This is a genomic window from Stenotrophomonas sp. CASM110 (assembly GCF_049384345.1).
GTDB lineage: Bacteria > Pseudomonadota > Gammaproteobacteria > Xanthomonadales > Xanthomonadaceae > Stenotrophomonas > Stenotrophomonas muris.
Genome location: NZ_JBMRGI010000006.1, coordinates 69,319 through 94,994 on the forward strand (window position 1 = coordinate 69,319; position 25,676 = coordinate 94,994).

27 protein-coding genes, 1 tRNA gene and 1 riboswitch are annotated in these 25,676 nt (G+C 66.4%); of the genes, 16 read left to right on the forward strand and 12 right to left on the reverse strand.

Annotation, left to right across the window (positions count from 1 at the left end):
• Both crcB and VG561_RS06540 read right to left on the reverse strand, forming a co-directional pair.
• Positions 1 to 393 carry a fluoride efflux transporter CrcB gene (gene crcB, locus VG561_RS06535; RefSeq protein ID WP_014646672.1) on the reverse strand — a complete coding sequence of 131 codons (393 nt, stop codon included), beginning with the start codon at positions 391 to 393 and terminating at the stop codon, positions 1 to 3.
• Positions 394 to 474: 81 nt separating this feature from the next.
• A riboswitch (Fluoride riboswitch) is annotated at positions 475 to 538 on the reverse strand.
• Between the two features lie 22 nt (positions 539 to 560).
• Complete coding sequence (locus tag VG561_RS06540; RefSeq protein WP_005415999.1) at positions 561 to 962, reverse strand: helix-turn-helix domain-containing protein; 402 nt, start codon at positions 960 to 962, stop codon at positions 561 to 563.
• Positions 963 to 1,073: 111 nt separating this feature from the next.
• Here VG561_RS06540 and VG561_RS06545 point away from each other — a divergent pair, with 111 nt between their 5' ends.
• Positions 1,074 to 1,277: a hypothetical protein gene (locus tag VG561_RS06545; protein ID WP_014646673.1), complete on the forward strand. Its 204-nt coding sequence runs from the start codon at positions 1,074 to 1,076 to the stop codon at positions 1,275 to 1,277.
• 360 nt (positions 1,278 to 1,637) lie between these two features.
• Positions 1,638 to 1,874, forward strand: coding sequence for a hypothetical protein (locus tag VG561_RS06550; protein ID WP_005416001.1), 237 nt, complete (start codon positions 1,638 to 1,640; stop codon positions 1,872 to 1,874).
• A gap of 9 nt (positions 1,875 to 1,883) precedes the next feature.
• On the opposite strand, the gene VG561_RS06555 is transcribed toward VG561_RS06550, so the two are convergent.
• Together VG561_RS06555 and VG561_RS06560 are read right to left on the reverse strand one after the other, a co-directional pair.
• Complete coding sequence (locus VG561_RS06555; RefSeq protein WP_142234495.1) at positions 1,884 to 2,939, reverse strand: 4Fe-4S dicluster domain-containing protein; 1,056 nt, start codon at positions 2,937 to 2,939, stop codon at positions 1,884 to 1,886.
• Positions 2,936 to 3,223 carry a hypothetical protein gene (locus VG561_RS06560; protein ID WP_164167119.1) on the reverse strand — a complete coding sequence of 96 codons (288 nt, stop codon included), beginning with the start codon at positions 3,221 to 3,223 and terminating at the stop codon, positions 2,936 to 2,938. Before VG561_RS06560 ends, VG561_RS06555 begins: the two co-directional genes overlap by 4 nt.
• A 180-nt stretch (positions 3,224 to 3,403) precedes the next feature.
• Here VG561_RS06560 and VG561_RS06565 point away from each other — a divergent pair, with 180 nt between their 5' ends.
• Together VG561_RS06565 and hemN are read left to right on the forward strand one after the other, a co-directional pair.
• Positions 3,404 to 3,844, forward strand: coding sequence for a group III truncated hemoglobin (locus VG561_RS06565; protein ID WP_423179480.1), 441 nt, complete (start codon positions 3,404 to 3,406; stop codon positions 3,842 to 3,844).
• Positions 3,845 to 3,888: 44 nt separating this feature from the next.
• Complete coding sequence (gene hemN / locus VG561_RS06570) at positions 3,889 to 5,298, forward strand: oxygen-independent coproporphyrinogen III oxidase (RefSeq protein WP_041864131.1); 1,410 nt, start codon at positions 3,889 to 3,891, stop codon at positions 5,296 to 5,298.
• A gap of 21 nt (positions 5,299 to 5,319) precedes the next feature.
• On the opposite strand, the gene VG561_RS06575 is transcribed toward hemN, so the two are convergent.
• Positions 5,320 to 5,406 (reverse strand) — tRNA-Leu (locus VG561_RS06575).
• Positions 5,407 to 5,537: 131 nt separating this feature from the next.
• Here VG561_RS06575 and VG561_RS06580 point away from each other — a divergent pair.
• The 4 genes from VG561_RS06580 to VG561_RS06595 all read left to right on the forward strand — a co-directional run bounded on the left by VG561_RS06580 (position 5,538) and on the right by VG561_RS06595 (position 9,638).
• Positions 5,538 to 5,972: a BLUF domain-containing protein gene (locus VG561_RS06580; protein WP_014646679.1), complete on the forward strand. Its 435-nt coding sequence runs from the start codon at positions 5,538 to 5,540 to the stop codon at positions 5,970 to 5,972.
• A gap of 134 nt (positions 5,973 to 6,106) precedes the next feature.
• Positions 6,107 to 7,393, forward strand: coding sequence for a nucleotide sugar dehydrogenase (locus VG561_RS06585; protein WP_014646680.1), 1,287 nt, complete (start codon positions 6,107 to 6,109; stop codon positions 7,391 to 7,393).
• Positions 7,394 to 7,448: 55 nt separating this feature from the next.
• Positions 7,449 to 9,071 (forward strand): FMN-binding glutamate synthase family protein, encoded by a 1,623-nt coding sequence (locus VG561_RS06590; RefSeq protein WP_014646681.1) that lies wholly within the window; start codon positions 7,449 to 7,451, stop codon positions 9,069 to 9,071.
• A gap of 105 nt (positions 9,072 to 9,176) precedes the next feature.
• Positions 9,177 to 9,638 (forward strand): GNAT family N-acetyltransferase, encoded by a 462-nt coding sequence (locus tag VG561_RS06595; RefSeq protein WP_329768063.1) that lies wholly within the window; start codon positions 9,177 to 9,179, stop codon positions 9,636 to 9,638.
• A gap of 92 nt (positions 9,639 to 9,730) precedes the next feature.
• Here VG561_RS06595 and VG561_RS06600 read toward each other — a convergent pair whose 3' ends face one another.
• Both VG561_RS06600 and VG561_RS06605 read right to left on the reverse strand, forming a co-directional pair.
• Complete coding sequence (locus VG561_RS06600) at positions 9,731 to 10,978, reverse strand: TIGR03862 family flavoprotein (protein WP_075076749.1); 1,248 nt, start codon at positions 10,976 to 10,978, stop codon at positions 9,731 to 9,733.
• Positions 10,965 to 11,399: an FKBP-type peptidyl-prolyl cis-trans isomerase gene (locus VG561_RS06605; protein WP_014646684.1), complete on the reverse strand. Its 435-nt coding sequence runs from the start codon at positions 11,397 to 11,399 to the stop codon at positions 10,965 to 10,967. The genes VG561_RS06600 and VG561_RS06605 overlap by 14 nt, the downstream gene beginning before the upstream one ends.
• A 70-nt stretch (positions 11,400 to 11,469) precedes the next feature.
• Between VG561_RS06605 and VG561_RS06610 the strand changes: the two genes are divergently transcribed.
• The 4 genes from VG561_RS06610 (at position 11,470) to VG561_RS06625 (ending at position 14,521) form a co-directional block, all read left to right on the forward strand.
• On the forward strand, positions 11,470 to 11,835 hold the full coding sequence (locus VG561_RS06610) for a DUF6164 family protein (RefSeq protein WP_197621231.1): 366 nt from the start codon (positions 11,470 to 11,472) through the stop codon (positions 11,833 to 11,835).
• A 167-nt stretch (positions 11,836 to 12,002) separates the two neighbouring features.
• Positions 12,003 to 12,770: a sulfurtransferase gene (locus VG561_RS06615; protein WP_046429896.1), complete on the forward strand. Its 768-nt coding sequence runs from the start codon at positions 12,003 to 12,005 to the stop codon at positions 12,768 to 12,770.
• A 190-nt stretch (positions 12,771 to 12,960) separates the two neighbouring features.
• On the forward strand, positions 12,961 to 13,956 hold the full coding sequence (locus VG561_RS06620; RefSeq protein WP_423179481.1) for an LLM class flavin-dependent oxidoreductase: 996 nt from the start codon (positions 12,961 to 12,963) through the stop codon (positions 13,954 to 13,956).
• A gap of 67 nt (positions 13,957 to 14,023) precedes the next feature.
• The gene (locus VG561_RS06625) at positions 14,024 to 14,521 is read left to right on the forward strand and encodes a pyridoxamine 5'-phosphate oxidase family protein (RefSeq protein WP_014646688.1); all 498 of its coding nucleotides are present in this window, start codon (positions 14,024 to 14,026) and stop codon (positions 14,519 to 14,521) included.
• A gap of 92 nt (positions 14,522 to 14,613) precedes the next feature.
• On the opposite strand, the gene VG561_RS06630 is transcribed toward VG561_RS06625, so the two are convergent.
• Together VG561_RS06630 and VG561_RS06635 are read right to left on the reverse strand one after the other, a co-directional pair.
• Complete coding sequence (locus VG561_RS06630) at positions 14,614 to 15,273, reverse strand: exopolysaccharide biosynthesis protein (protein WP_014646689.1); 660 nt, start codon at positions 15,271 to 15,273, stop codon at positions 14,614 to 14,616.
• Positions 15,257 to 16,561: a hemolysin family protein gene (locus VG561_RS06635; protein WP_032959200.1), complete on the reverse strand. Its 1,305-nt coding sequence runs from the start codon at positions 16,559 to 16,561 to the stop codon at positions 15,257 to 15,259. Before VG561_RS06635 ends, VG561_RS06630 begins: the two co-directional genes overlap by 17 nt.
• Before the next feature lie 292 nt (positions 16,562 to 16,853).
• Here VG561_RS06635 and VG561_RS06640 point away from each other — a divergent pair, with 292 nt between their 5' ends.
• Both VG561_RS06640 and VG561_RS06645 read left to right on the forward strand, forming a co-directional pair.
• Positions 16,854 to 17,480 carry a DUF47 domain-containing protein gene (locus VG561_RS06640; protein WP_004152833.1) on the forward strand — a complete coding sequence of 209 codons (627 nt, stop codon included), beginning with the start codon at positions 16,854 to 16,856 and terminating at the stop codon, positions 17,478 to 17,480.
• 13 nt (positions 17,481 to 17,493) lie between these two features.
• Positions 17,494 to 18,615, forward strand: coding sequence for an inorganic phosphate transporter (locus tag VG561_RS06645; RefSeq protein ID WP_014646691.1), 1,122 nt, complete (start codon positions 17,494 to 17,496; stop codon positions 18,613 to 18,615).
• Positions 18,616 to 18,879: 264 nt separating this feature from the next.
• On the opposite strand, the gene VG561_RS06650 is transcribed toward VG561_RS06645, so the two are convergent.
• From VG561_RS06650 to parE, 3 genes are all read right to left on the reverse strand, one after another.
• Positions 18,880 to 20,376, reverse strand: coding sequence for a S10 family peptidase (locus VG561_RS06650; protein ID WP_014646692.1), 1,497 nt, complete (start codon positions 20,374 to 20,376; stop codon positions 18,880 to 18,882).
• A 110-nt stretch (positions 20,377 to 20,486) separates the two neighbouring features.
• Positions 20,487 to 21,065, reverse strand: coding sequence for a GNAT family N-acetyltransferase (locus tag VG561_RS06655; protein ID WP_032959203.1), 579 nt, complete (start codon positions 21,063 to 21,065; stop codon positions 20,487 to 20,489).
• A gap of 178 nt (positions 21,066 to 21,243) precedes the next feature.
• Positions 21,244 to 23,133: a DNA topoisomerase IV subunit B gene (gene parE, locus VG561_RS06660; protein ID WP_032959196.1), complete on the reverse strand. Its 1,890-nt coding sequence runs from the start codon at positions 23,131 to 23,133 to the stop codon at positions 21,244 to 21,246.
• Positions 23,134 to 23,304: 171 nt separating this feature from the next.
• On the opposite strand from parE, the gene VG561_RS06665 reads away from it, so the two are divergent.
• Positions 23,305 to 23,538, forward strand: a complete 234-nt coding sequence (locus tag VG561_RS06665) for a hypothetical protein (protein ID WP_014646695.1) — start codon at positions 23,305 to 23,307, stop codon at positions 23,536 to 23,538.
• Between the two features lie 400 nt (positions 23,539 to 23,938).
• A complete protein-coding gene (locus tag VG561_RS06670; protein WP_014646697.1) occupies positions 23,939 to 25,603 on the forward strand; it encodes a CTP synthase in 1,665 nt (554 codons plus the stop codon).
• Positions 25,604 to 25,676 lie beyond the last annotated feature (73 nt).

Consider the following 25,676-nt stretch of genomic DNA (forward strand, 5'->3'; position numbering starts at 1 on the left):
TCAGCCCAGCACCAGCCGGGCCAGTTTCATGCCACCGAACAGGCCGACCAGGCCCAGTGCCACCGAACCGCCGGCGTACAACGCTGCCAGGCCGTGCTGGCCGCGCTGCAGCAGCACGCCGATTTCCAGCGCATAGGTGGAGAACGTGGTGTAGCCGCCGAGAACGCCGGTGGCCAGCAGCAGGCGCAGCTGCGGCGAGGCGCCATTGCGCAGGGCGAAGGCTTCGACCAGCACGCCCATCAGCAGCGCGCCGCTGATGTTGATCAGGAAGGTCGACCATGGCCACGGGCTGCCGACTGCCACCCGCGTACCGATCAGGTTGCAGGCATGGCGAAGGCAGGCGCCGAGCCCGCCGCCGATGAAGACCAGCAAGTAGTTGTTCAATGCGTGCATCACGTGCCTCGGGTACGGGTTCGCTGATTCGATGGCGAACGCCGAGGGCAGGCACGGCCTGCCATCGACGAACGCCGGTTCGTCCTGGCAGGAGCCATCAGCCCTTTCAGGCGGTTATCGGGGGAGCCCCATCCCCATCGGCGACCATGCTACCAGCGGTAGTGCATTCACGTCATCGAGGTCGTCAGCACCCGGATGACCTTGCTGCGGCTGAAGCCGTCCATCAGCAGTTCGAAGGCCAGCAGGTCCAGGGCCGCGTGGCGGCGATGGTCGATCTCCAGGCCTTTCTCTTCCACCAGATGGCTGACCAGTTCGTAGGCGTCCTGCCAGACATCCAAATGGGCCTGGCTGGGGATATAGGTATTGCCCCGCTCACCGACGCCTAGCCCGCTCACGCCATACAGCAGTTCACGCGCGTCCAGCTTGGCCGCATCGGCGATGCGGAACAGTTGTTCGGCCTTCACATGGGCGGGGCTGACGTGGTCGTTGAGCCAGTTGCTGATGGTTGCCGTCGTCGAATCGGCGGCGCGGGCCAGATCGGCCGGGCGAGGGTGCCCGGCTTTCTTCATGGCAATGGCGAGTCGTTGGCCGAGAGTATTCATCTATGCAAGCCAGCTTAACGCGTGGATCGCAAAGATCCCTTGTTCCAAGAATAAGTCTGGTTAACAGAAGGACCGACCGTGACCGAATTCTGGAGCAAGGGGCAGGTGCGCACCCGGCTGGGTTTCCGCACCGATGCCGAACTGGCGCGCTTCTTTGGCATAAGCCGATCTGCAGTGTCGCAATGGCCCAAGGATTTCCCTATTCCTGCGTTACGCCAATACATCCTGCATCAGCGCTACCCCAACCTGTTCCCGGCAACTGAAGCCACGCAGGGCGAATAAGCCTCAACTGCGCCGCCTTTTGTCGCATATAGCACTCTAAGTGCCATTTGCTAAGTATGCTTAGCAACATAGGAAACTTCGATGGAACGGGGTCGGGCTATCGATGAGGCCTACCAGGGCAGAGGCTGGAGGAATCGGGTAGGTTGTCGGCTCCGGCCCATCCGGGAAGCCTGTCATCCCGTATGTGGTTTCGTGAACGATTAATAATTTCGATCACGAAAGTCGCTGCATGTAATTGACCTGTCGTGAAATCTATGACTAATTGGCATCAACCGGGCGTGAAGCCCGGGAGTCTTTCAGTAGCTCGCAAGTGAGTCGGTAGACCGTCAAACGATGCAGAACAAGTCCAACGGAGGTCGTATGGAATACGGCATGCATGGCTTGGCTGAACGGGTACGCCGCGAACTGGAAGCCAGTTATCACAAACACGGATGCGGTCCGGCGTTCTGGGATACCTACCAGCAGGTGCTGGACCGCCTGGTCCCGCAGGGGACCGAGCGTACCGAAGTCACCAATGAAATGGCGCTGATCATCGAACAGCTCGGCATCGTCCGACGTGCGCAGCTGGTGCCGCCGCACGCCAACGGGCCGCGTTGACCCGTTGATTCAAAGCAGGCGCCAGGCGCCACAGGCCAACAGGGCCAGCAGCATTGACAGCAGTGCCAGGGTCCGCGGTCGCCACCATTGCCGCGGTTGCCCGGCCATGGCCTGCGGACTGCAGTAGCGCACCAGCCCCGGGCCGAAACCGGCCTGGTGCTGCTGCCGCGAGCAGGCGTCCAGGCAGGCGCCGCAGGCCAGGCAATCGGCCTGCGGTCCCTGGCGGATGTCCAGTTGCATCGGGCAGGCGCTGACACACGCGGCGCAGTCGGTGCAGTCGCCCAGGCGATCGGCGCTGAAGGTGGGCATCGGTCCGGCCAGCAGCGGATGTGCGGCGCGGAACACGTAGTCCTGTGCGGTGGTCGGGTCGAGCAGGCCGCGTCCGCGTCCGAGCACGCCCCCCATGCCCGGAGGGCGCATGCCGCGCGGTTCGCCGCGGCGCGCGTCGTACAGCATGCGTGGTGTATGTGGATCGATCAGCAGTGGTTGCATGCGCGCGAACGGGCACAGCGAACGGCACACCTGCTCGCGCAGGAAGCCGGCATTGCCCCAGGTGGCGGCGGCATAGAACAGCACCCAGAATGTTTCCCAGCCGCTCCAGCCGGCATGCGGAGCGGCGGCCAGCAGTCCGGCGATCGGGCTGAACAGGCCGACGAAGGTGATGCCAGTCCACAGCGACAGCAACCCCCAGGCGACCTGGGTGGCCGGGCGCACGGCTGGCACTGGCAAGACCTTGGCCATGCCGTGCGCGATCCAGTCGAAGGCACGACGCCACAGCGTCTGCGGGCAGGCATGACCGCACCAGATGCGGCCGGCGAGGTGGGTGAGCAGCGCAAGGCCCACCGCCAGCACCGCCAGCAACCCGATCAGCACGCCGACATCGCCGGGCCACAACGTCCAGCCGAACAGGTCGAAGCGCCGTGCGTTGATGTCCAGCAGCAGGGCCTGGTGTCCATTCCAGCGCAGCCATGGCAGGGCATAGAACAGGACCAGCAAGAGCGCGCTGAGCGCGCCGCGCCAACGCCAGAGGCGTGGGGTTCCGGTTCCGGTACAGGGCGTACTCATCCCAGCGGCAGCTCGTCGTCGTCATCGCTCGGCAGGGGCCGCTGCAGGTACCAGGTGACCGCGCTGGAAAGTGCGGTCACCGACCAGAACATGAAGAATCCTGCCGTATAGCCCAGTTCACGGCTGATCGCCGTGCCCGGGAAGCTGATCGCCTGCAACCGCAGCGGGTCGACGAAGGCGAAGAACACCACGCTGGCCAGGCCGGCAGCGATGAAGCTGGGCCAGAGGATGGCGCCCCAGTGCTGGATCAGCCGCTGGCGGCGGCTGGGAGAGGGTCTGTTCATGCTGTCCCGGATCGGAATGAGGGCGGCGCGTATACTCCGCCGAGGCCGGCGCAGCATCCGCAGGGCATGCTTCCTGCAATCGTGGCAGCCTAGGTGCAGCGGACTGCGCCGACATTGATCTGGATCAACGGCGGTGCCGGCCGGCTGCGGCACACTGCCGGCACGCTTTGGGTACCCCCGATGAACGCAATACCGCCACCTGTCCTGCCCGTCGCCTCGCCCGGGCTGTGCACCGAGCAGGAAGTGACCCGCCTGGTCCACGACTTCTATGCGCGCGTGCGCGAGGAAGAGCGGTTGGGGCCGGTGTTCCAGGCGCATGTCCACGACTGGCCGGAACATCTGGCGCAGCTGGTCGATTTCTGGTCGGCGATGCTGCGCGGCACGCGCCGCTTCAAGGGCTCGCCGATGTCCAAGCACATGGCCATCGAGCTGGACAAGGACTTGTTCGATCGCTGGCTGGTGCTGTTCCGGATCACCACCGCCGAGTGCGGCAACCCGCCGATGCAGGAGCTGGCCAACGACGTCGCCGCGCGCATCGGTGACAGCTTCTGGAAGCGCTACCAGATGCTGCGCTGGCCGCAGGTGGGTCTGCCGGTGCTGGGAATCCCCACCCGCGATTGATCTGGGTCAAGGCGGTCATGGCCGTCCGGCGCGATGCTGGCGGCATGGACACGTTCTCTCCCGCCGCCGGTGGCCTGGCCTGGACCTTCGACCCCGACCTGCTGCGCCGGCATGACCGGCCGGGGCCGCGCTACACCTCGTATCCGACCGCGCCGCACTTCCACGATGGCTTCGACGCGCCGGCGCTGCGCCAGGCGATCGCCGACAGCAACCAGCTGGCGCGCGCGCTGTCGCTGTACGTGCATGTGCCGTTCTGCTCCAGCCCCTGCTTCTACTGCGGCTGCAACCGGGTGATCACCCGCGACCGCGGTCGGGGCCACAGCTACGTCGCGCGCGTGCTGGCCGAGGCCGACCTGCTGGCGCCGCAGTTCGAGGACGGCCGTGAGGTCATCCAGCTGCATCTGGGCGGTGGTACGCCGAACTTCCTCGAGGCCGAGGCGATGACCACGCTGGTGGAGGGGCTGCGCCGGCGCTTCGATTTCAGCGATTCGCCGCAGCGCGATTTCTCGATCGAACTCGATCCGCGCTTCATCGATACCCGCGATGTCGCCATGCTGGCGCGGCTGGGCTTCAACCGGGCCAGCCTGGGCGTGCAGGATTTCGATCCGCATGTGCAGGAATCGATCAACCGCATACAGGGCGTGCAGCAGACGCTGGACATCCTGCATGCCTGCCGCGACAGCGGCATGCGCTCTGTCAACGTCGACCTGATCTATGGGCTGCCTGGACAGAGCCTGCAGGGATTCGGCCGCACCCTGGAACGAGTGCTGGCATTGCGACCGGATCGCCTGGCGGTGTATGGCTACGCACACCTGCCACACCTGTTCCGCGCGCAGAAGCAGATCGACGAGCGCCGGTTGCCTTCACCGGAAGACAAGCTGGCGCTGCTGGGCCTGGCGGTGGAGAAGCTTTCTGCTGCGGGTTACCAGTACATCGGCATGGATCACTTCGCGCTGCCGGAAGAGGACCTGTCGCGCGCGCAGCGTGCCGGCCAGCTGCATCGCAACTTCATGGGCTATACCACCCACGCCGATACCGACCTGCTCGGCCTGGGCGTGAGTGCGATCAGTCATATCGGTGCCACCTACAGCCAGAATCCGCGTGACCTGCCGTCGTGGGAGGACGCGGTGGACCAGGGCCAGCTGCCGGTCTGGCGCGGCGTGGCACTGAGCGCCGACGACCAGCTGCGCGCTGAACTCATCCAGCAGCTGATGTGCCAGGGCGAGGTGGACGGTGCCGTGCTGGGCCAGCGCCATGGCGTCGATTTCGAGCAGTACTTCGCCGAGGACCTGCGTTCGGTGCAGCGGTTGCAGGAAGACGGCCTGGCCGAATACCGCGACGGTGTAGTGCGCGCCAGCGAGCCGGGTCGGCCGCTGCTGCGGCTGCTGGCGATGTGTTTCGACCCCTACCTGCGCGCGGCGCATGAACAGCCGCGTTACTCGCGTGCAATCTAAGGTGTACTCGCGCAGCGCGGTTGGTGCCCGGAGCCGGAATCGAACCGGCATGGGGTTGCCCCCGGCGGATTTTAAGTCCGATGCGTCTACCAGTTTCGCCATCCGGGCCTGCAGCGCGGCGCCGATTGTAGCCCAGCTGCAGAATCGCAGCTGGATTGCCGTGGAGCGGCAGCGTGTTTAACTGTCGCTCCCATTCATGTCATAGTCCCAACCATCGTTCCCAGGGGGGGAGCCGCACGATGTCGCTGCACGCGATTGCCTATGCCAGTGAGGCCCGCGCCGATCTGCAGACAACCGATCTTGACCGCCTGCTGGCCGATGCCACGGCATTCAACCGTGTAGCCGGTGTCACCGGTGTGCTGATGTTCGATGGCAGCCGTTTCCTGCAGTACCTGGAAGGCCCGGAGGACGGTATCGATTCGGTGTACCAGCGCATCGTCAATGCGCGCAGCCATGGCCAGCTGAAGGTGCTGTGCCGCGCGCCGGTGGCGCAGCGGGCGTTTCCGCGCTGGTCGATGGGAACCCGGCGCATTGATGCGGAGCTGCTGGCACAGATCGTTGAATCGGCGTGGCCGGGCTTCCTGCTTGGCAGCGGTGGCTTCGAGCGCCTGCGGCAGGCCTGGACCGGCGCCGATGGCGAACTGGAACCGGCCGCGGTCGCACTGGGCTCCTGATCCCATCTTGGCGGGCAGGCGCCCGGGCCGTTACGCTGTCGCCTTTCTGGCGTGGAATTACACGGAGTGGTGCAGCGAATGAGCAGGTCGGCCGAATCCATGGCGGCATGCATGCCGTTGCGCGGGACATGCCAGTGAGCGCGTCCCTTGCGGCAGCGGAGACCCCGCGTTTTGCGGTGATCGGCCTGGGCTACGTCGGCCTGCCGTTGGCGGTGGCCTTCGGTCGGCACTGGCCGACGCTGGGCTTCGACATCGATGCCGATCGCATCGCCGAGCTGCGCGATGGCCAGGACCATACGCTGGAGGTGGAGGCCGACGAGCTGGCCAGTGCTCGGCAGCTGCAGTACGGCAGCGATCCGGCCTTGCTTGATGCATGCAACGTCTACATCGTCACCGTGCCGACGCCGATCGATGCCTATGAGCAGCCCGATCTGGAGCCGTTGCGTTCGGCGACGCGGCTGATCGCCAGCCATCTGCGCGCGGGTGACCTGGTGATCTACGAATCCACGGTGTACCCCGGCACCACTGAAGAAGTCTGCGTGCCGCTGCTGGAAGAAGGCTCGGGCCTGCGCTTCAACGAAGACTTCTACTGCGGTTACAGCCCGGAGCGGGTCAGTCCCGGTGACCGCCAGCGGCGCCTGGCCGACATCCGCAAGATCACCTCGGGGTCGACAGCGGAAGTGGCTGCGGTGATCGATGGCCTGTACCAGCGCATCATTGCCGCCGGCACGTTCCCCGCGCCATCGATGCGCGTGGCCGAGGCGGCCAAGGTGGTCGAGAACATCCAGCGCGATGTGAACATCGCGCTGGTCAATGAGTTGGCGCTGATCTTCGACAGGCTGGGCATCGATACCCAGGATGTGCTCGATGCCGCCGGCAGCAAGTGGAACTTCCTTCCATTCCGGCCGGGCCTGGTCGGCGGCCATTGCATCGGCGTGGACCCGTATTACCTGCTGCACAAGTCCGAGAGCGTGGGCTACCACCCGGACCTGATCCACACCGCGCGGCAGGTCAACAACCGCGTCGGTGAGCATGTGGCGTCGCGGGTGCTGGCGATGCTGGCCGAACGCGGCCGCGAACCAGTGCAGTCGCGCATCCTGGTGCTCGGTGTGACCTTCAAGGAGGATTGCCCGGACCTGCGCAACAGCCGCGCGCTGGAGCTGGCGCAGCGCCTGCGTGATGCCGGCGCTCAGGTCGAGGTCAGTGATCCCTGGGTCGGCCCGGCGGCATTGGCCGATGAGGGCGTGCAGTGGCTGGCCGAACCCGTGGCAGGGGCCTATGACGCGGTGGTGCTGGCGGTTGCCCATGCCCGCTTCAAGGCGATGGACGAGGCCGGTATCCGGTCGCTGCTGGCGCCGGGCGGCCTGGTCTACGACGTCAAATCGGCCTGGCCACGCAACGTGGTTGACGATCGCCTGTAAACCCGGGCGGCGGGCAGCACGGTAGACTCGCAGGCAGTTGCAACCAAGGAACGCCATGCACCGGTATATCGTCTACCTGCTCGCCATCCTGATGTTCCCCATCTGCCTGTGGTTGGCCACGATCTGGCCGGCCTGGTACTGGGGCGTCGGCCTGACCGCCGCGATGGTGGCACTGGGGACCTGGGACCTGCTGCAGAAGCGCAGCACGCTGCGCCGCAACTATCCGGTGATGGCGCACTTCCGCTACGGCCTGGAATCGATCGGTCCGGAAATCCGCCAGTACTTCGTGCAGAGCGACCTGGAGGACGTGCCGTTCTCGCGCCAGCAGCGTGCACTGATCTACCAGCGGGCCAAGAACGAGATGGACACGGTGCCGTTCGGCACCCTGCGCAGCACCTACGCGGTGGATTACGAGTGGATCAACCACTCGCTGGCGCCGACCGCCATCGCCAAGCACGATTTCCGCGTGCTGATCGGCGCCAATTGTGCAAAGCCGTATTCGGCGAGCGTGTTCAATATTTCGGCGATGAGCTTCGGCTCGCTGTCGGCCAACGCGATCCGCGCACTGAACGAAGGCGCGCGGCGCGGTGGCTTCTACCACGACACCGGCGAAGGTTCGATTTCGCCATACCACCGCGAGATGGGCGGCGATCTGGTGTGGGAGATCGGCTCGGGCTACTTCGGTTGCCGTGACGAAAAGGGCGGTTTCAGTGAAGAGCGCTTCGTCGCCAACGCCACCCATGATCAGGTCAGGATGATCGAGATCAAGCTGTCGCAGGGCGCCAAGCCCGGTCATGGCGGCGTGCTGCCGGCGCCAAAGGTGACCGCTGAGATCTCGGTCACCCGTGGCGTGCCGATGGGCGTGGACTGCGTATCGCCGTCGCGTCACTCGGCGTTCTCGACGCCGGTCGAACTGCTGCAGTTCGTCGCCCGTCTGCGCGAACTGTCCGGCGGCAAGCCGGTCGGTTTCAAGCTGGCCATCGGCCACCCGTGGGAGTGGTTCGGCATTGCCAAGGCGATGCAGGAAACCGGCCTGCTGCCGGACTTCATCGTGGTCGACGGTGCCGAAGGCGGTACTGGCGCAGCACCGGCGGAGTTCGTCGACCATGTCGGCGTGCCGATGCACGAAGCACTGCTGCTGGTGCACAACACGCTGGTCGGCCTGGACCTTCGCGAGCGGATCCGCATCGGCGCGGCGGGCAAGATCACCAGCGCCTTCGACATCGCGCGCACCATCGCGCTGGGTGCCGATTGGTGCAATGCCGGCCGTGGCTTCATGTTCGCGCTGGGCTGCATCCAGTCGCTGAGCTGCCATACCGACAAGTGCCCGACCGGCATCGCCACCCAGGACCGGGCGCGCTGGAAGCACCTGGATGCACCGGACAAGGCCACCCGCGTGTACAGCTACCACGAGCACACGCTGCACGCCCTGAAGGAGCTGTTGTGTGCGGCCGGCCTGAACGATCCGGCCGAACTGGGGCCGGAGCACATCCTGCGTCGTGTTTCGCCTGTCGAGATCCGCTCGCTGGCGTCGCTGTACCGCTACCTGGAACCGGGCGAGCTGCTGCACAAGGTGCCGGATCATGCGGTGTTCCATGCATTCTGGGCCGATGCACGCAGCGATTCGTTCCAGCCGCCGCCGAAGATCCAGGCGCTGCGCGCCAGCAAGTCGCGATAATGTGTTGCTGTAGAGCCGAGCCCATGCTCGGCTGCTTCTCTCATCGCGATGTTGGAACGAAGAACAGCCGAGCCGAGCATGGGCTCGGCTCTACAGGGGGATGTCATGCGGTTCAGGACCGGCACCATCGACGATGTCGCCACGCTGTGGGCACTGCGCACGCGTTGCGTTCGCGAGACGTGCAGCAGCCATTACCCGGCGGAGGTGATCGATCCGTGGTCTGCTTCGCCGCCGCCGTCGCAGTACGCACGGCTGCTGGGGCAGGGAGGCTGCGTGGTGGCCGAGGACGGGCAGGGTGTCCTGCTCGGGTTCGGCGTGTTTGATACCGACGCCAATGAAGTCGATGCGCTGTTCGTCGATCCGGATCGTGGCGGCACGGGCATCGGCCAGGCGCTGATGCAGCGTCTGCTGGCGATGGCCGATCGTGAGCGCGAGGTGGTGCTGTCAGCCTCGCTAAACGCCGTGCCGTTCTACCAACGGCAGGGATTCATTGCCGTGCGGGAGGAAGCCTACCCGCATCCCAGCGGCGTGGCGCTGGCTTCGGTGAGCATGCGCAGGCCGTGGTGAGCGCCCGGGGATTGTAGAGTCGAGCCATGCTCGACTGCTTCATCGCCTGAATCAAAGGCAGTTGAGCATGGCTAAACTCCACAATGCGGGTGTCACCGCCCAGCCAGCCACCCGATCACGCCCTCGGCGGCGCGCAGGCCACTGGCATAGCACGCCGTCAGCAGGTAGCCCCCCGTGGGGGCCTCCCAGTCCAGCATCTCGCCGGCACAGAATACGCCGGGTGCTGCCCGCAGCATCAGGCCATCATCCAGCGCATCCAGGCGCACGCCGCCGGCAGTGCTGATCACCTCGGCCATCGGCCGTGGACGCAGAAGGCGCAACGGCAGGCGCTTGAGCGTGGTAGCCACGGCAGGCAGGTCGTGGCCCGCATCCTTGCCAAGGATCTCGAACACCAGGGTGGCCTTCACCGCATCCAGGCCGGCCTGGCGGCGCAGATGCTCACCAAAACTGCGACCCTTGCGCGGCCGCGAAAGATCGGCCAGCAGGCGTGCTTCATCGCGTCCCGGTACCAGGTCCAGCCACAGCATGGCATGGCCATCACGGTTGATGGTCTCGCGCAGGTCTGCGGCCAGCGCGTAGATCAGGCTGCCTTCGATGCCGTACTCGCTGGCTACGCATTCGCCCTGCAGCGACTGCGGTTGTCCGGCCAGGTCGAGCCAGTGCGCGACCACCGGCTTCAACGGTGCGCCTGCATTGCGCTGGGCGAAGAACGGCGTCCAGTCGATGTCGAAGCCGCAGTTGGCCGATTGCAGCGGCGCAATGTCCACGCCTCGTGCCTGCAAGGGGGCGACCCAGGCGCCATCACTGCCCAGCTGCGGCCAGCTGCCGCCACCCATCGCCAACACGCTGGCATCGGCGTGGACATCGATCTCGCCGGCTTCGGTGGCGAAGCGCAGCGCGCCGTCGTTGCCCCAGCCGATCCAGCGGTGGTTGGCATGCAGGCGCACGCCCTGTTCCTTCAGTCGGCGCACCCAGCCGCGCAGCAGCGGCGCAGCCTTGCGGTCGACCGGAAACACGCGGCCGGAGCTGCCGACATAGGTCTCCACGCCAAGGCCGGCAGCCCAGTCGCGCAGCGCCTGCGCGTCGAAGCCATCCAGCCAGCGGCCCACGGCCGTGGATTGCTCGCGGTAGCGGCTGTCGAACAGCGGCCGCGGATCGGAATGGGTGAGGTTGAGACCGCCCTTGCCGGCGATCAGGAACTTGCGGCCGGGTGAGCCCTTGGCCTCGTACAGGTCCACGTCCAGCCCCGCGGCGCGCAGGCGCTCGGCGGCGAACAGGCCGGCCGGGCCACCGCCGATGACGGCGACCCGATGGGGCAATGCGGTATTACGGCTTGACATCGAGCAGCTCGACATCGAACACCAGCGACGAACCGGCCGGAATCGGCCCGACCCGGCGGTCGCCGTAGCCGTAATCCGGCGGGATCATCAGCGTGCGCTTGCCGCCGACCTTCATGCCGGCCACGCCCTCATCCCAGCCGCGGATGACCTGGCCGGCGCCGAGCGCGAAGGTGAACGGCTGGCCGTGCTTGAAGGAGCTGTCGAAGGTCTTGCCGTGCTTGGTTTCGGTGCGGTTGTCGTAGATCCAGCCGGTGTAGTGCACGGTGACCTTGCTGCCGGGAACGGCTTCGGTGCCGGTGCCAGCGACGGTATCGATGCGCTCGAAGGTGGTCAGGGTGCCGCCCGGCGGCGGACCGGAGGGCTCGCTCGAGCAGCCAGCGGCGGCGAGGGACAGCAGCAGGGGAAGCAGCAGGCGGCGCATCGGGTGTCTCCAGAAGGGCGCAGGGCGAGGGCGGCAAGGGTAGCGCATCGGCGCCGGGTATCATGGCGGCATGGCAAAACTCCTGCTCAATCTGCGCAATGTCGGCGACGACGAATATGCCGATGTCTGCACGCTGCTCGACCAGCACGGCATCGCCTGGTACCGCACCGAACCCAGCCCCTGGGGTATTTCCAACGGTGGCCTGTGGCTGCGCGAGGACGCCGATCATCCGCGCGCGAAGGCGCTGATGGCCGGGTACCAGGCGGCGCGCGGTGCGCGCGTGCGGGCCGAGCGTGAGCAGGCGTTGCGGGATGGCACGGCGGAGACCTTTGGCAGCCTGTTCCGGCGGCGGCCGGTGTTCGTGGTGCTGGTGCTGCTGGGCATGGCCGCTGCGGCGGCGCTGGTGCTGCTGCCGTTCGTGCTGTTGCGGGGGTAAGGGGCTTCTGGCCGGGTTGCACCCGGCACCCGCCGATGCAACGGCAACGGCAACGTCAAAAGCCGGGCTTCAGTGGGAGGGTGGCTGCCGGGGTCGGATCCCTCTGCCGTGCAAGGCTCTGACCCCCTGAATCTGTCTGTGCGGGCTGGAGGCGCTAAAATGGCAGGATGATCGCCAACACCGCTGCCTACCATTTCGCCGTCATCGACGCCCCCCAGGCCCTGTGCGACCAGCTGCTGGCGCGTGCCCAGGCGGCCGGGTTGCGGGGCACGATCCTGGTGGCGGGCGAGGGACTGAACCTGTTCCTGGCCGGTGAGCCGGAGGCGGTCGAGGATTTCTACGCCGCGCTGCATGCCGATGCGCGTTTTGCCGGGATGCGGGTCAAGACCAGCCTGAGCGAGCACCAGCCGTTCGCGCGGCTGAAGGCCAAGGTGAAGGACGAGATCATCAGCTTCCGCCGCGATGACGGCCAGCCGCTGGACTATCCGCGTGCACCGGCGGTCGATCCGGCCACCGTGCAGCGCTGGCTGCGGCAGGGCCACGATGACGCCGGCAAGCCGGTGGTGATGCTCGATACCCGCAACCTGCAGGAAGTGGAGTACGGCACCTTCAAGGATGCGCTGGTACTGCCCATCCACAAGTTCACCGACCTGCCGGAGGCGTTGGCGCCGCATCGCGAGGCACTGAAGGACAGCACCGTGGTCAGTTTCTGCACCGGCGGCATCCGCTGCGAGAAGGCCGCACTGTGGATGGCCAACGATGGCATGGACAACGTGCTGCAGCTCGATGGCGGCATCCTCGGCTACTTCGAGGAGGTCGGCGGCGAAGGTTATGAAGGCCGCTGTTTCGTGTTCGACGAGCGCGTGGCGCTGGATGCCGAACTGAAGCCGATGGTCGACCAGCCGCTGCCGGAGCCGCGCCCCAGCGCGTTCTGACACGCTTCTGTAGAGCCGAGCCCATGCTCGGCTGCCTTTTGTTGATCAACAGCAGCCGAGCATGGGCTCGGCTCTACACGGTCCGGCAGGCCCTGAACCGGCTCCGCGGGAATCAGCATCCCGCCACCGTCACTGGCCGCTGCGCTTGGCCGACCCCATGCAGGGGGGATACTGAGACGGAAAACCGCTGATGATCCCGTTGTCGATCCTTGACCTGGCCCCGGTCTGCGAGGGCAGTGACACCACCGCCGCCTTCGCCAACATGCTGGAACTGGCCCAGCACGCCGATGCGCTGGGCTACCGCCGTTACTGGCTGGCCGAACACCACAACATGCCCGGCATCGCCAGCGCGGCCACGGCCGTGCTGATCGGCCACGTCGCGGGCGGCACCCGGCGCATCCGCGTCGGTGCCGGCGGCATCATGCTGCCCAACCATGCGCCGCTGCAGGTGGCCGAGCAGTTCGGCACGCTGGCTTCGCTGTATCCGGACCGCATCGATCTCGGCCTCGGCCGTGCGCCGGGCACCGATCAGCCCACCGCGCGTGCACTGCGCCGCTACTTCGACAGCGCCGACCAGTTCCCGCAGGACGTGCGCGAACTGCTGCACTACTTCGAGCCGGTACAGCCCAGGCAGGCGGTGCAGGCGGTTCCGGGCGGTGGCCTGCGGGTGCCGACCTGGATCCTGGGGTCCAGCCTGTTCGGCGCGCGCATGGCCGCCGCGATGGGCCTGCCCTATGCGTTTGCCTCGCACTTCGCGCCCGATGCCATGGACGAGGCGCTGGCGGTGTACCGCCGCGAGTTCCGCCCCTCGGCCACGTTGAAGCAGCCGCACGCGATGCTGGCCCTGAATGTCGTCGCCAGTGACAGCGAGGCCGAATCGCGCCGCCTGTTCACCAGCCAGCAGCAGAGTTTCGTCAACCTGCGCCGCGGCCGGCCGGGCAAGATTCCGGCGCCGATCGACGACATCGAAGCCTTCTGGGAGCCGCACGAAAAGCTCGGCGTGGAGCGGGCCCTGGCCTGCACCGTGCTCGGCGATCCGCAGCAGGTGGCCGATGGCATCGCCGCGTTCGTTGAGCGGCACTCGCCGGACGAGCTGATGCTCACCGCCAACCTGCATGACCACCGTGCGCGCCTGCGTTCGTTCGAACTGGCGATGCAGGCCTGGCATGCCCGCCACGCGGGCTGAACAATGGCGTCACGGCCCGTTGCAGCCGCGACGGGTCTGATGGGGGCTCTTCCCATTGGAGCCTCCCATGGCGGATACCCGCGCCGAACACATCGCCCAGCTGGCCGAACTGATCAAGGACGTGGAGGTGGCGATGTTCACCACCACCGGCGTCGACGGACGACTCTACAGCCGGCCGCTGGCCACCCAGCAGGTCACCTTCGACGGTGACCTGTGGTTCGTCATCACCGCCGACAGCCCGAAGGTTGCCGAGATCGCGCTTGATCCGCACGTCAACGTGGCCTATGCCTCGCCGTCGAAGAACACCTACGTATCGGTGGCAGGGCGCGCGCGCATCGTTGATGACCGCGCGAAGATCGAGGAACTGTGGTCGCCGGCGATGAAACTGTTTTTCCCGGGCGGCAAGGACGACCCGAACCTGCGCCTGATCCACGTGCGGGCCGACTCGGCCGAGTATTGGGATGGTCCGGGCACGCTGCTGGGCAAGGCGTTGAATTTCGTGCTGTCGGCGGTGCAGGACGAGCCGGCGCAATTGGCCGACAATGGCTTCATCGATCTTCGGTGAGGATCGATGTCCGGTATTGGTAGTGCCGGACGCTGGCCGGCAGACCTGGAAACGTGGCAGCCGGCCAGCGGCCGGCTCTACCGGATTCCGGTTCAGAACCAGCGCTGGAACAGGTCCACCGTGTAACCCACCAGCTGCCCCGAACTGAAGCCGAAGAAGGCGATCGCCGCCAACGCGGCGATCCAGTTGAACAGCATCAGCGCGCCATCGCGTTCCAGCAGCGCCAGCGAGAACAGCAGCAGCTGGAAGCCGAACAGGAAATTGGTGAAGGGAATCGGCAACGACAGCAGCAGGCCCAGCAGCACCAGCAGCAGGCCGCTGAAGGCGTGGGCGGGGAGGGGCGTCAACAGCTGCGGCAGGCGTGGCCTCAGCATCCTGTCCAGGCGCCGCAGTGGGCGGTCGATGCGGTCCAGGAAACGGTGCATGGTGCCGCGCTTGGGTCCGCGGCGGGCAATGAAGCCGGGCAGCCACGGCCGGCGCAGGCAGAACAGCATCTGCAGGCCGATCAGGATCACCAGTGGGCCGCTGACCGCGCCACCCATGCCCGGGATCGGGATGAACGAGGGCAGGATCGCCACGAACAGGAACACGCCGAACGCGCTCTGCTGCAGGTTGCTCAGGATCTGGCCGAGCGGCATGTGCTCGGCGGGGTCGCCGGAAGCGAACATCTCCAGCAGGGTGCGGATGCCCTCGTTGCGGTAGGCCGGGCGCTCGGCGCCTGGACCCTGGCCGGCCTCAGGCGGTGAGCTCATCGGCCTGCTCGTCGGACAGCGTGCGCAGCAGCAGCTTGTCCACCCGCGCACCGTCCAGGTCGACCACTTCGAAGCGCCAGCCGGCCCAGTCGAAGTACTCGCCTGCGTGCGGGATGCGGCCGAAGTAGTGGATGCACATGCCGGCCAGGGTGTAGTAATCGCCGTCCTCGGCATCGGGCAGCTCGTTGCTGCCGATCAGTTCGCGCAGGTCTTCGATCGGCAGCGAGCCATCCACCAGCAGCGAACCGTCCTCGCGGGTCACCACCAGCGCATCTTCATCGGCATTCTCCACCGCCTGCAGGCGGCCGACCACGGCGCCCATCAGGTCGCTGATGGTCACCAGGCCCTGGATCTCGCCGTACTCGTCCACCACCAGCGCCATCGACTGCTGTTCCTCGCGGAAGATCTCCAGCAGCTTCATCGCGTGGGTCGATTCGGACACGTAGAGCGGTTCGCGCAAGGTCTGGAACAGCGCGTTGTCGCCGCGTGCCATGCGCGTGGCCAGCGATTTCAATTCAAGTACGCCGACCACGTCCATGTCGTTGTCGCGGTACACCGGGTACCGCGAGAACTCGTGCTCGGCCATGATTTCCAGGTTGCGCTCCAGCCCGGCCTGGGTGTCCAGCCAGGCAATGCGGTTGCGCGGGGTCATCAGGCTGTCGGCGGTGCGGTCGCCCAGGCGCATGACGCGGTTCATCATGTCACGCTCGTGGGCGTCGATCACACCGGCTTCGTGGCTCTCGGCCACCAGCATGCGGATCTCTTCTTCAGTCACCGAGGCGACTTCGTCCTTGCCCAGGCCGAACAGGCGCAGCACCAGCTGGGTGGTCTTGGACAGCAGCCAGACGAAGGGCAGGGCCAGCTTGGCCAGCCAGCTCATCGGCATCGCGACCAGGCCGGCAATGGCCTCCGAGCGGGTCAGCGCCAGGCGCTTGGGCACCAGTTCGCCGAAGATCAGCGTGATGAAGGTGATCAGGCTGACGGCCAGCGCGGTACCGATGTTGCCCGCGTACGCAAACCCCGGCATCAGCCCCTGGATCCAGCCGGCGAAGGCCTCGCCCAACGCCTCACCGCCGAGGTAGCCGGTCAGCACGCCGATGACGGTGATGCCGATCTGCACGGTGGACAGGAAGCTCTCCGGCTTCTCGGACAGCTCCAGTGCCTTGGCCGCGCGCTTGGAGGTGGCAGCCATCTGCTTCAGGCGGCTCTTGCGCGAGGTCATGACCGACATCTCGGACATGGCGAAGAAGCCGTTCAGCAGAACAAGCGCGAAGACAATCAGGATCATTTCAAACACGGGCGTCGTCCCCGGTTGGTGGCAGGGAGGGCGGGTGCTGGCGATGGCGGCAGGCGCTCAGGAACGGGGTCCGGCGCGGCGCAGGGGGATAAGGGTCGTCGTCCATAAGGTGCGCCCGAAGGCGCGCTGGCATCTTAGCAAAGGGGCATGGCAGGGTGGCAACCGCCTGTTCAGGTTGGGGGTTCCAAGGCCTCGAAAGGGGGCGGGGATACCCGTGATGGTCATCTAGCCGTCATAATTCCGTCTGGTGCCGTCCTTCCCGCGACGGCTGACAGGTTTCTCAATGTTCTCTCTGCAGACCATTTTCGGTTCCGGCAAACAGTTCTACACCCTGCTCGATGAGGCTGCCGTCGCGGCTTCCGACGCCGCCAAGGCGCTGCATTCCATGCTGCGCGAGGCCGACCGCCAGCCCGCGCTGGACGCCTTCAAGCTGGCCCGCCTGCGCGAACGCGCGGCCTCGGACAAGATCAGCCAGGCGCTGGTGGACAGCTTCATGACCCCGATCGAGCGCGAAGACATCGAAGCGCTGGGCTCGGCGCTGTACAAGATTCCCAAGCAGATCGAGAAGTTCGCCGACCGCTATTCGCTGGCCACGACGCACCTGGAGCACATCGACTTCGCGCCGCGCGCGGCGATGCTCGAACAGGCCGCCGGCGTGGTGGTGGAGATGGTGGCCGATCTGCGCCACATGAACCTGGACCGGATGACCGCGCTCAACGAGAAGCTGCGCTCGCTGGAGAACGAGGCCGACCGCCTGATGCTCGAGCTGTACCGCGACATCTATTCGGGCCGCCTGGACAACCTGCAGATGTTCCTGCTGAAGGAATTCTTCGAGATCCTGGAAAAGGCCATCGACCGCTGCCGCGAGGCTGGCGTGGTGGCGTACCAGATCGTGTTGAAGAACAGCTGACGGACGCCGCCGCATGTTGACCCTTGTCCTGGTGGTGATCCTGGCCGCGCTCGTCTTCGAGTTCATCAACGGCTTCCACGACACTGCCAACTCCATTGCCACTGTGGTGGCGACCAAGGTGCTCTCGCCCGGCTGGGCGGTGATGCTGGCCGCCTTCATGAACCTCATCGGTGCACTGACCGGTACCGCGGTGGCGCTGACCATCGCCTCGGGCCTGCTCAACACCAACGTGGTCGAGGTCACCCCGCAGGTGATCCTGTGCGCCCTGCTGGGCGGCATCATCTGGAACCTGATCACCTGGTGGAAGGGCCTGCCGTCCTCGTCCTCGCACGCCCTGATCGGTGGCCTCTGCGGCGCCGGCCTGGCTGCCGCCCACAACAACTGGGACGCGCTGATCTGGTCCGAGCGCCTGGGCAGCTGGGCGCAGAACAAGGGCCTGCTGTGGAAGGTGTTCGTGCCGATGATCACCTCGCCGATTGCCGGTTTCCTGCTCGGCATCGTGGTGATGGTGCTGCTGTGGGCGCTGATCGCCGGCCTGGCCAAGATCGGTGGTGCCATCGGCCGCCTGGCGCGTCCGCGCATCGTCAACGCCTTCTTCGGCAAGGCGCAGATCGCCTCGGCGGCCTACATGGGCTTCGCCCACGGCCACAACGACGCGCAGAAGACCATGGGCATCATCGCCATGACCCTGATCGGTGCCGAAGCCACCGGCGCATTGAACGACCTGCCGTCCTGGCTGGCCTTCATGCACCCGGACGCGCATGCCGGTGACGGCATCGCGATGTGGATCGTGCTGACCTGCGCGGTGGTGATGGCGGCCGGTACCGCTTCGGGCGGCTGGAAGATCATCAAGACCCTGGGCCACAAGATGGTCAAGCTGCACCCGATCCACGGCTTCGCCGCGGAGACCAGCTCGGCCACCATCCTGACCCTGGCGGCCCACTTCGGCATGCCGGTCTCGACCACGCACAGCATCTCCACCGCGATCATGGGCGTCGGCTTCGCCAAGAACCCGCGCTCGCTGAAGTTCGGCGTGATCGAGCGCATCGTCTGGGCCTGGATCCTGACCATCCCGGCGGCAGGCGGCTGCGCGTACCTGATCCTGAAGCTGTTCGAGCTGTTCGGCTGGACCTGATCGCCACGCCAGGGTTGCAAACGAAAAGCCCGCCATATCAGGCGGGCTTTTTCATGGGCAAGAATTTTTCCGCACCCACCGTGTCGACCAAGGTCGACACCTACCAGAGCAGAACCAGGGTCAGGGCCCGTTGCCAAGCAACGGGGTCCGCCCCGTGCCGACCAACGGTCGGCACCCACCAACAGCCCTCAGGAAGCCAGCTTTTGCAGTTGCCGTTGCCGTGGCTGTCAGCGGGTGCCGGGCCGCAGGCCCGGCCAAACCCCTTCAATTACGCTGGAACAACGCCTGTACATCCTTGCGGAACGCCGCCTGGCTGTCCGCCCGGCTGTAGAACATGTGCCCGCCCGGATAACTGCGCACCTGCACCCGGTCCGGATTGCTGCCCATCGTCGGCATCTGGTCCACGGTCAGGATCGAGCCCATGAACGGGCACGACAGGTCGTTCCAGCCATGCACGATCAGCACCTGCAGATGCGGGTCGATCGCCACCGCCTGGCGCAGCTGGGTCACCGCACCCTGGCGCAGTTCGCCATTGCGGTCCCACAGCCGGTTCACGTCGTAGTTCAGCGCCTGGTAGCGCGCATCTACTTTCCAGCCGACCACGCGCGTCACGAAGTCGACCATCGCCGTGGTGGTCGGCGCGATGATGCTGTCCAGCAGTGGGTCGTTGGCGCGCTGCTCCGGATCATTCGGGAACGGATCGAACGCGGTCACGTTGGAGTCGTAGCGGCTGCCCAGCGTGCCCTTGTCGCGGAACACTTCACGCAGGTAGGCCTGGGTCTCCAGGCGCCCGCCAGCGCGGCGCACGAACTGCGGGTCCAGTCCGGTCAGCGCGGTGACCCGGCGCAGCATGGCTTCCGTAGCCTGCGGATCGCTGCGGCCCTTCATCAACGCGGTGGCGTAATCGCCACGGGTGTACTCCACCACCTCGCGCATCGCCGCATCGGTCAGCTTGCCCTGGCGCTCCAGGTGCGCCGCGGCGATCGACGGCAGCGTCTGCATCCACGCCATCGGCGAGACATCGGCGTTGTCTTCCAGGGTCGGGCTCAGGTAGGGCGAGACCAGCACCAGTCCGTTCATTGCCACGCCCAGCCGGGTCTGCAGGAAGTGGGTGATGCGCGGGCCGCGGTAGCCACCGTAGCTCTCGCCGGTCAGGTACTTGCGCGAGGCCATGCGCTGGTTGCGCAGCAGCCAGTCGTAGATCGAGCGCGACAGGTATTCGACGTCGGCACTGGGGTTGTAGAGCGCTTTCTTGGCTTCATCGTCGCCGATCCGCGCGCGGCTGAAGCCGGTACCGACCGGATCGATGAACACCAGATCGGTGAAGTCCAGCCAGGTGCCCGGGTTGTCGTGCAGGGTGGCCGGCGCCGATGCGCTGTCACCCTCGGAGCCGAAGGTCACCACCTTGGGCCCGATCGCGCCCATGTTGAGGTACACCGACGACGCACCGGGGCCGCCATTGAGCGCGAAGGTCACCGGCCGGTCCTTGCCCGGCATCGTGTAGGCGGTGAACACCACATCGGCGATCACCTTGCCCTTGGCATCGCGTACCGGCAGGGTGCCGACGGTGGCGGTGTAGTCCAGGGTGCGGCCGGCCAGGCGCATGCTCTGGCGGGCCGAGGCGTCGGCGGGCAGCGCAGGCGCTTCGGTCTTGTCGTCTTTCGGGTCGGGCTTGCCCTCGGCGTCGGGCGCGGCCAGCACGCTGGCAGGGGCGATGAGCAGGCCGACGCAGAGCGCGGCAGTGTGCAGCAGGGACTTCATGGCACCGGTTCGGCAGCGGAAGGGGGTTCCGATGCTAGGCCGGTGGCGGGCCATGCCGTATGTGTCCAAAGGCATGGCCGTGCGTTGAGCCCGCTACTGGCCAGATTGGGTCAAGCGGGGAGGGTGGCTGCGGCGGCGTCGTCGGCCAGCAGGCCGTAGACGGCCGAGTCGGCCAGCTGCCCCTGGATGCGCCAGCGCTGGCGCAGCACCCCCTCGCGGTGGAAGCCCAGGCGTTCCAGCACGTGCGCGGACGGCGCATTGCGCGGGTCGATCTCGGCTTCCACCCGATGCAGGTGCAGGGTGCGGAACAGGTAGGCCAGTACCTGTTGCAGGGCCTCGTGCATATAGCCCTGGCCCTGGCGATCGGGTGCCAGCAGGTAGCCGATCTCGGCGCGCGCCGCATCGCGGTCCACCGCGAATACCACGCAGATGCCCAGCAGCGGACCTTCCAGCGACTCGCGCACGGCCAGCTTCAGCTGGGTGCCGATGGCATGGGCGGCGAGGTCATCGTCGATCTGCTCGCGCGCTTCGGCCAGTCGCGTCCAGGCTGGATGGTTCCACCATCGCATGACATCCGGGTTGGACTGCAGCGTGAACAGCGCGGCGGCATCGTCACGACGGATCGGGCTCAGGACCAGCCGTGCACTTTGCAGCGGCAGGCCGGGGAACAGCAGCGAGTGGCTGGCCAATACGATGGTCCACACGGGTGGACGCGCATTATGGCGCTGCCGGGTTTGCCGATGGGGGCGGATGGGGTCGGAGCGCATGGGGTCGGATCCGTTTCCTGACAGGAAACGGCTCTGACCCCACTGCCGCCAACCGGGTCAGAGCCCTTTCCTGCGGAAAGGGATCCGACCCCGCTCGGGATCAGACCTCCAGCGAGGCCAGATCGCCCTTCGACTCCAGCCAGCCCTTGCGGTCGGACGCGCGCTTCTTGGCCAGCAGCATGTCCATCAGCGAACGGGTCTGCTCGCCATCGTCCACGGTCAGTTGCACCAGGCGGCGCGTATCCGGATGGATGGTCGACTCGCGCAGCTGGTTCGGGTTCATCTCGCCCAGGCCCTTGAAGCGGGTGACGTTGACTGCGCCCTTGATCTTCTCGCGCTCGATCTTGTCCAGCATCGAACGCTTCTCTTCCTCATCCAGGGCGTAGAACACCTGCTTGCCCACGTCGATGCGGAACAGCGGCGGCATTGCCACGAACACGTGGCCGGCATCGACCAGCGCCGGGAAATGCCTGAGGAACAGCGCGGTCAGCAGGGTGGCGATATGCAGGCCGTCGGAGTCCGCGTCGGCCAGGATCACCACCTTGCCGTAGCGCAGGCCGGTGATGTCGTCCTTGCCGGGGTCGCAGCCGATGGCCACGGCCAGGTTGTGCACTTCCTCCGAAGCCAGCACGCTGTTGGACGACACTTCCCAGGTGTTGAGGATCTTGCCGCGCAGCGGCAGGATCGCCTGGAAATCCTTGTCGCGCGCCTGCTTGGCGCTGCCGCCTGCCGAGTCACCTTCCACCAGGAACAGCTCGGTGCGCGACAGGTCCTGGCTGATGCAGTCGGCCAGCTTGCCGGGCAGGGCCGGGCCCTGCGTGACCTTCTTGCGGACGACCAGCTTCTCGGTCTTCAGGCGCGCACTGGCGCGCTCGATGGCGATCTGCGCGATCTTCTCGCCCAGCTCCACGTTCTGGTTCAGCAACAGGCTGAACGCATCGTGCGCGGCGCCCTCTACAAAGCCGGCGGCCTGGCGCGAGGACAGGCGTTCCTTGGTCTGGCCGCTGAACTGCGGGTCGGTCATCTTCAGCGACAGCACGAACGACACCCGGTCCCACACGTCTTCCGGGGCCAGCTTGACGCCGCGTGGCAGCAGGTTGCGGAAGTCGCAGAACTCGCGCAGCGCCTCGGTCAGGCCGGTACGCAGGCCGTTGACGTGGGTGCCATGCTGGGCGGTCGGAATCAGGTTGACATAGCTTTCCTGGACCAGCTCACCTTCCGGCAGCCAGGCCACGGCCCAGTCCACCACCTCGGTGTCCTTCTTGAGGTTGCCGACGAACAGGTCGGCCGGCAGCGATTCGCGCTCGCCCAGTTCCAGCTTCAGGTAGTCGCGCAGGCCGTCTTCGTAGTACCAGGTATCGACTTCACCGGTGGCTTCGTCGGTCAGCTTGACGGTCAGGCCCGGGCACAGCACGGCCTTGGCGCGCAGCAGGTGCTTCAACGCGCGCACTGCGAACTTGGGCGTGTCGAAGTACTTCGGGTCCGGCCAGAAGCGCACGCGGGTACCGGTGTTCTTCTTGCCGACGGTGCCGACCACCTCCAGCGGCGTGGCGCGGTCGCCATTGCGGAAGGTGATGCGGTGTTCGGCACCTTCGCGCTTGATGTGCACCTCCACCAGGGTCGACAGCGCGTTGACCACGCTGACGCCGACGCCATGCAGGCCGCCGGAGAAGGTGTAGTTGTTGTTGCTGAACTTGCCGCCTGCATGCAGGCGGGTGAGGATCAGTTCGACGCCCGGGATCTTCTCTTCCGGATGGATGTCCACCGGCATGCCGCGGCCGTCATCGCTGACCTCCACGCTGCCGTCCTTGTACAGGGTGATCTCGATCGAGCGGGCATGGCCGGCGAGGGCCTCGTCCACCGAGTTGTCGATCACTTCCTGCGCCAGGTGGTTCGGGCGCGCGGTGTCGGTATACATGCCGGGACGGCGCTTGACCGGGTCAAGGCCGGACAGGACTTCAATATCGGCGGCGTTATAGCGGGCGTTCATCTATCTTCTAAAGCGCGGAGCGACGCGCAAGTGTGCGGTCTGGACGGCGATTTTGCACGCCTGCGGTTCAGCCTCGGCGCCGGGGAGGGGGTAAAATGGCAGTCGCTGGAATCTGAACGCCGGCGGCCCCATCGGGTCGAAACATCCAAGCCATACCGCGAGGAGGACCTCATGAAGAAGTTGCTGACCGTTGCAATCCTGGCCGCTGCCGCCGTTGCAGTGCCGCTGGTGGTGGCGCAGAACGCGGGCCAGCCGGCCCCGCAGCAGGGTGACCAGGCCGACAAGGCGCAGGCCGAGGCCGATGCCAAGGCCAAGCGTCGTGCCCAGGCCAATGCCGAAATGAAGGCGCAGGGCCAGCCGGCCCCGCAGAAGGAAGAAGAGGAAGAAGCGCGCAAGAAGCGCTGATCCCGCAACCTGCCAAGCGCCCTTGCGACAAGGGGTGCGCAACGGAACGCCCCGCTCAGCGGGGCGTTTCTTTTTAGGAACGTGGCGTCTGCCCCTTGGGTTGGCGGCCATCAATCTGTAAACTATGGCTTTCCGGGAGTAAGTGCGTGTCCACCCTTTGCGAATGGGCTGGAGCGGCCAAGCGTGGCTTCCAGCATGGCGGGTCGCAGGTGACGGTCGATTTGGCCGGCACGGCCGCCCCGACCTCGCACGATGGTCCCCGTCCGGCGCCTGCCGCCGCACGGATCCGCACCTCCCTCGCTGTCCCAGCGAACCGGAAAACCCCCTCCGAGCACCATGCCCGCCCTCCGGGTGCGCGTGGTGTTGCCGTTTTCCATTTCCAGACAGGATGCTTGCAGCCATGACTCCCTTGATTTTCGTAACCGGCGGCGTGGTGTCCTCGCTCGGCAAAGGCATTGCCGCCGCGTCGCTGGCCGCCATTCTCGAAGCCCGGGGCCTGAAGGTCACGATGATGAAGCTCGACCCTTACATCAACGTCGACCCGGGCACCATGAGCCCGTTCCAGCACGGTGAGGTGTATGTCACCGACGACGGCGCCGAGACCGACCTCGACCTGGGCCACTACGAGCGCTTCGTGCGCACCCGCCTGAGCCGCAAGAACTCGGTCACCACCGGCCGCATCTACGAGAACGTGATCCGCAAGGAGCGCCGCGGCGACTACCTGGGCGCGACCGTGCAGGTCATTCCGCACATCACCGACGAGATCCGTCGCTGCATCGACGAAGCCACCGAAGGCTACGACGTGGCGCTGGTCGAGATCGGTGGCACCGTCGGCGACATCGAGTCGCTGCCGTTCCTGGAAGCGATCCGCCAGGTGCGCACCGAGCGTGGCCCGGAGAAGGCGCTGTTCATGCACCTCACCCTGGTGCCGTACATCGGCGCCGCCGGTGAGCTGAAGACCAAGCCGACCCAGCATTCGGTGAAGGAACTGCGTTCGATCGGCATCCAGCCGGACGTGCTGCTGTGCCGTTCCGAGCAGGCCGTGCCGGATTCGGAGCGCCGCAAGATCGCCCAGTTCACCAACGTCTCCGAGCGCGCAGTGATCAGCGTGCCGGACGTGGACGTGCTGTATCGCATTCCGTCGGGCCTGCACGCGCAGGGCCTGGACGAGATCGTGGTCAACCAGCTGAAGCTGGCCGACAAGGCCGGTCCGGTCGATCTGTCGATGTGGGAGGACGCAGTCGATGCGACCCTGCATCCGCTGGATGAAGTGACCATCGCCGTGGTCGGCAAGTACGTGGATCACCAGGATGCCTACAAGTCGGTCGGCGAAGCACTGAAGCACGGCGGCCTGCGCCAGCGCACCAAGGTCAACCTGAAGTGGCTGGAAGCACAGGATCTGGAAGGCACCGACATGGCCGCACTGGCCGATGTCGACGGCATCCTGGTGCCGGGTGGCTTCGGTGACCGTGGTTTCGAAGGCAAGGTGCTGACCTCGAAGTTCGCCCGCGAGCAGCACGTGCCGTACTTCGGCATCTGCTACGGCATGCAGGCGGCCGTCGTCGATTACGCGCGCAACGTGGTCGGCCTGGAAGGCGCCAACAGCACCGAGAACGACCGCCAGTCGCCGAACCCGGTGATCGGCCTGATCACCGAATGGCGCACCGCCACCGGCGATGTCGAGAAGCGTGACGACAAGAGCGACCTCGGCGGCACCATGCGCCTGGGCCTGCAGGAACAGCGCCTGAAGCCGGGCACGCTGGCCCGTGAGCTGTACGGCAAGGACGTCGTCGCCGAGCGCCACCGCCACCGCTACGAGTTCAACAACCGTTACCGCACCCAGCTGGAAGATGCCGGCCTGGTGATCGCCGGCAAGTCGATGGACGACACCCTGGTGGAAGTGGTCGAACTGCCGCGCGACGCGCATCCGTGGTTCCTGGCCTGCCAGGCGCACCCGGAATTCCTGTCCACGCCGCGTGACGGCCACCCGCTGTTCATCGGTTTCATCCGTGCCGCGCGCGAGCGCAAGGCCGGCGGCAAGCTGCTTTCCGAAGCGCGCGCCTGACTTGTGAATGGGGGCTTCGGCCCCCATCCTGCATGCTTCAACCCCCAGCGCACCGGCCCGGCCGGTGCTGCGG

What these genes read in the sequence shown, in the direction of transcription:
- VG561_RS06645 (WP_014646691.1), top strand. Translation starts at nt 17,494, where the DNA reads ATGTTGACCCTTGTCCTGGTGGTGATCCTGGCCGCGCTCGTCTTCGAG.
- VG561_RS06640 (WP_004152833.1), top strand. Translation starts at nt 16,854, where the DNA reads ATGTTCTCTCTGCAGACCATTTTCGGTTCCGGCAAACAGTTCTACACC.
- parE (WP_032959196.1), bottom strand. Translation starts at nt 23,133, where the DNA reads ATGAACGCCCGCTATAACGCCGCCGATATTGAAGTCCTGTCCGGCCTT.
- VG561_RS06550 (WP_005416001.1), top strand. Translation starts at nt 1,638, where the DNA reads ATGGAATACGGCATGCATGGCTTGGCTGAACGGGTACGCCGCGAACTG.
- crcB (WP_014646672.1), bottom strand. Translation starts at nt 393, where the DNA reads ATGCACGCATTGAACAACTACTTGCTGGTCTTCATCGGCGGCGGGCTC.
- VG561_RS06670 (WP_014646697.1), top strand. Translation starts at nt 23,939, where the DNA reads ATGACTCCCTTGATTTTCGTAACCGGCGGCGTGGTGTCCTCGCTCGGC.
- VG561_RS06560 (WP_164167119.1), bottom strand. Translation starts at nt 3,223, where the DNA reads ATGAACAGACCCTCTCCCAGCCGCCGCCAGCGGCTGATCCAGCACTGG.
- VG561_RS06565 (WP_423179480.1), top strand. Translation starts at nt 3,404, where the DNA reads ATGAACGCAATACCGCCACCTGTCCTGCCCGTCGCCTCGCCCGGGCTG.
- hemN (WP_041864131.1), top strand. Translation starts at nt 3,889, where the DNA reads ATGGACACGTTCTCTCCCGCCGCCGGTGGCCTGGCCTGGACCTTCGAC.
- VG561_RS06635 (WP_032959200.1), bottom strand. Translation starts at nt 16,561, where the DNA reads ATGATCCTGATTGTCTTCGCGCTTGTTCTGCTGAACGGCTTCTTCGCC.
- VG561_RS06625 (WP_014646688.1), top strand. Translation starts at nt 14,024, where the DNA reads ATGGCGGATACCCGCGCCGAACACATCGCCCAGCTGGCCGAACTGATC.
- VG561_RS06665 (WP_014646695.1), top strand. Translation starts at nt 23,305, where the DNA reads ATGAAGAAGTTGCTGACCGTTGCAATCCTGGCCGCTGCCGCCGTTGCA.
- VG561_RS06620 (WP_423179481.1), top strand. Translation starts at nt 12,961, where the DNA reads ATGATCCCGTTGTCGATCCTTGACCTGGCCCCGGTCTGCGAGGGCAGT.
- VG561_RS06630 (WP_014646689.1), bottom strand. Translation starts at nt 15,273, where the DNA reads ATGAGCTCACCGCCTGAGGCCGGCCAGGGTCCAGGCGCCGAGCGCCCG.
- VG561_RS06610 (WP_197621231.1), top strand. Translation starts at nt 11,470, where the DNA reads ATGGCAAAACTCCTGCTCAATCTGCGCAATGTCGGCGACGACGAATAT.
- VG561_RS06650 (WP_014646692.1), bottom strand. Translation starts at nt 20,376, where the DNA reads ATGAAGTCCCTGCTGCACACTGCCGCGCTCTGCGTCGGCCTGCTCATC.
- VG561_RS06540 (WP_005415999.1), bottom strand. Translation starts at nt 962, where the DNA reads ATGAAGAAAGCCGGGCACCCTCGCCCGGCCGATCTGGCCCGCGCCGCC.
- VG561_RS06615 (WP_046429896.1), top strand. Translation starts at nt 12,003, where the DNA reads ATGATCGCCAACACCGCTGCCTACCATTTCGCCGTCATCGACGCCCCC.
- VG561_RS06580 (WP_014646679.1), top strand. Translation starts at nt 5,538, where the DNA reads ATGTCGCTGCACGCGATTGCCTATGCCAGTGAGGCCCGCGCCGATCTG.
- VG561_RS06590 (WP_014646681.1), top strand. Translation starts at nt 7,449, where the DNA reads ATGCACCGGTATATCGTCTACCTGCTCGCCATCCTGATGTTCCCCATC.
- VG561_RS06605 (WP_014646684.1), bottom strand. Translation starts at nt 11,399, where the DNA reads ATGCGCCGCCTGCTGCTTCCCCTGCTGCTGTCCCTCGCCGCCGCTGGC.
- VG561_RS06555 (WP_142234495.1), bottom strand. Translation starts at nt 2,939, where the DNA reads ATGAGTACGCCCTGTACCGGAACCGGAACCCCACGCCTCTGGCGTTGG.
- VG561_RS06595 (WP_329768063.1), top strand. Translation starts at nt 9,177, where the DNA reads ATGCGGTTCAGGACCGGCACCATCGACGATGTCGCCACGCTGTGGGCA.
- VG561_RS06600 (WP_075076749.1), bottom strand. Translation starts at nt 10,978, where the DNA reads ATGTCAAGCCGTAATACCGCATTGCCCCATCGGGTCGCCGTCATCGGC.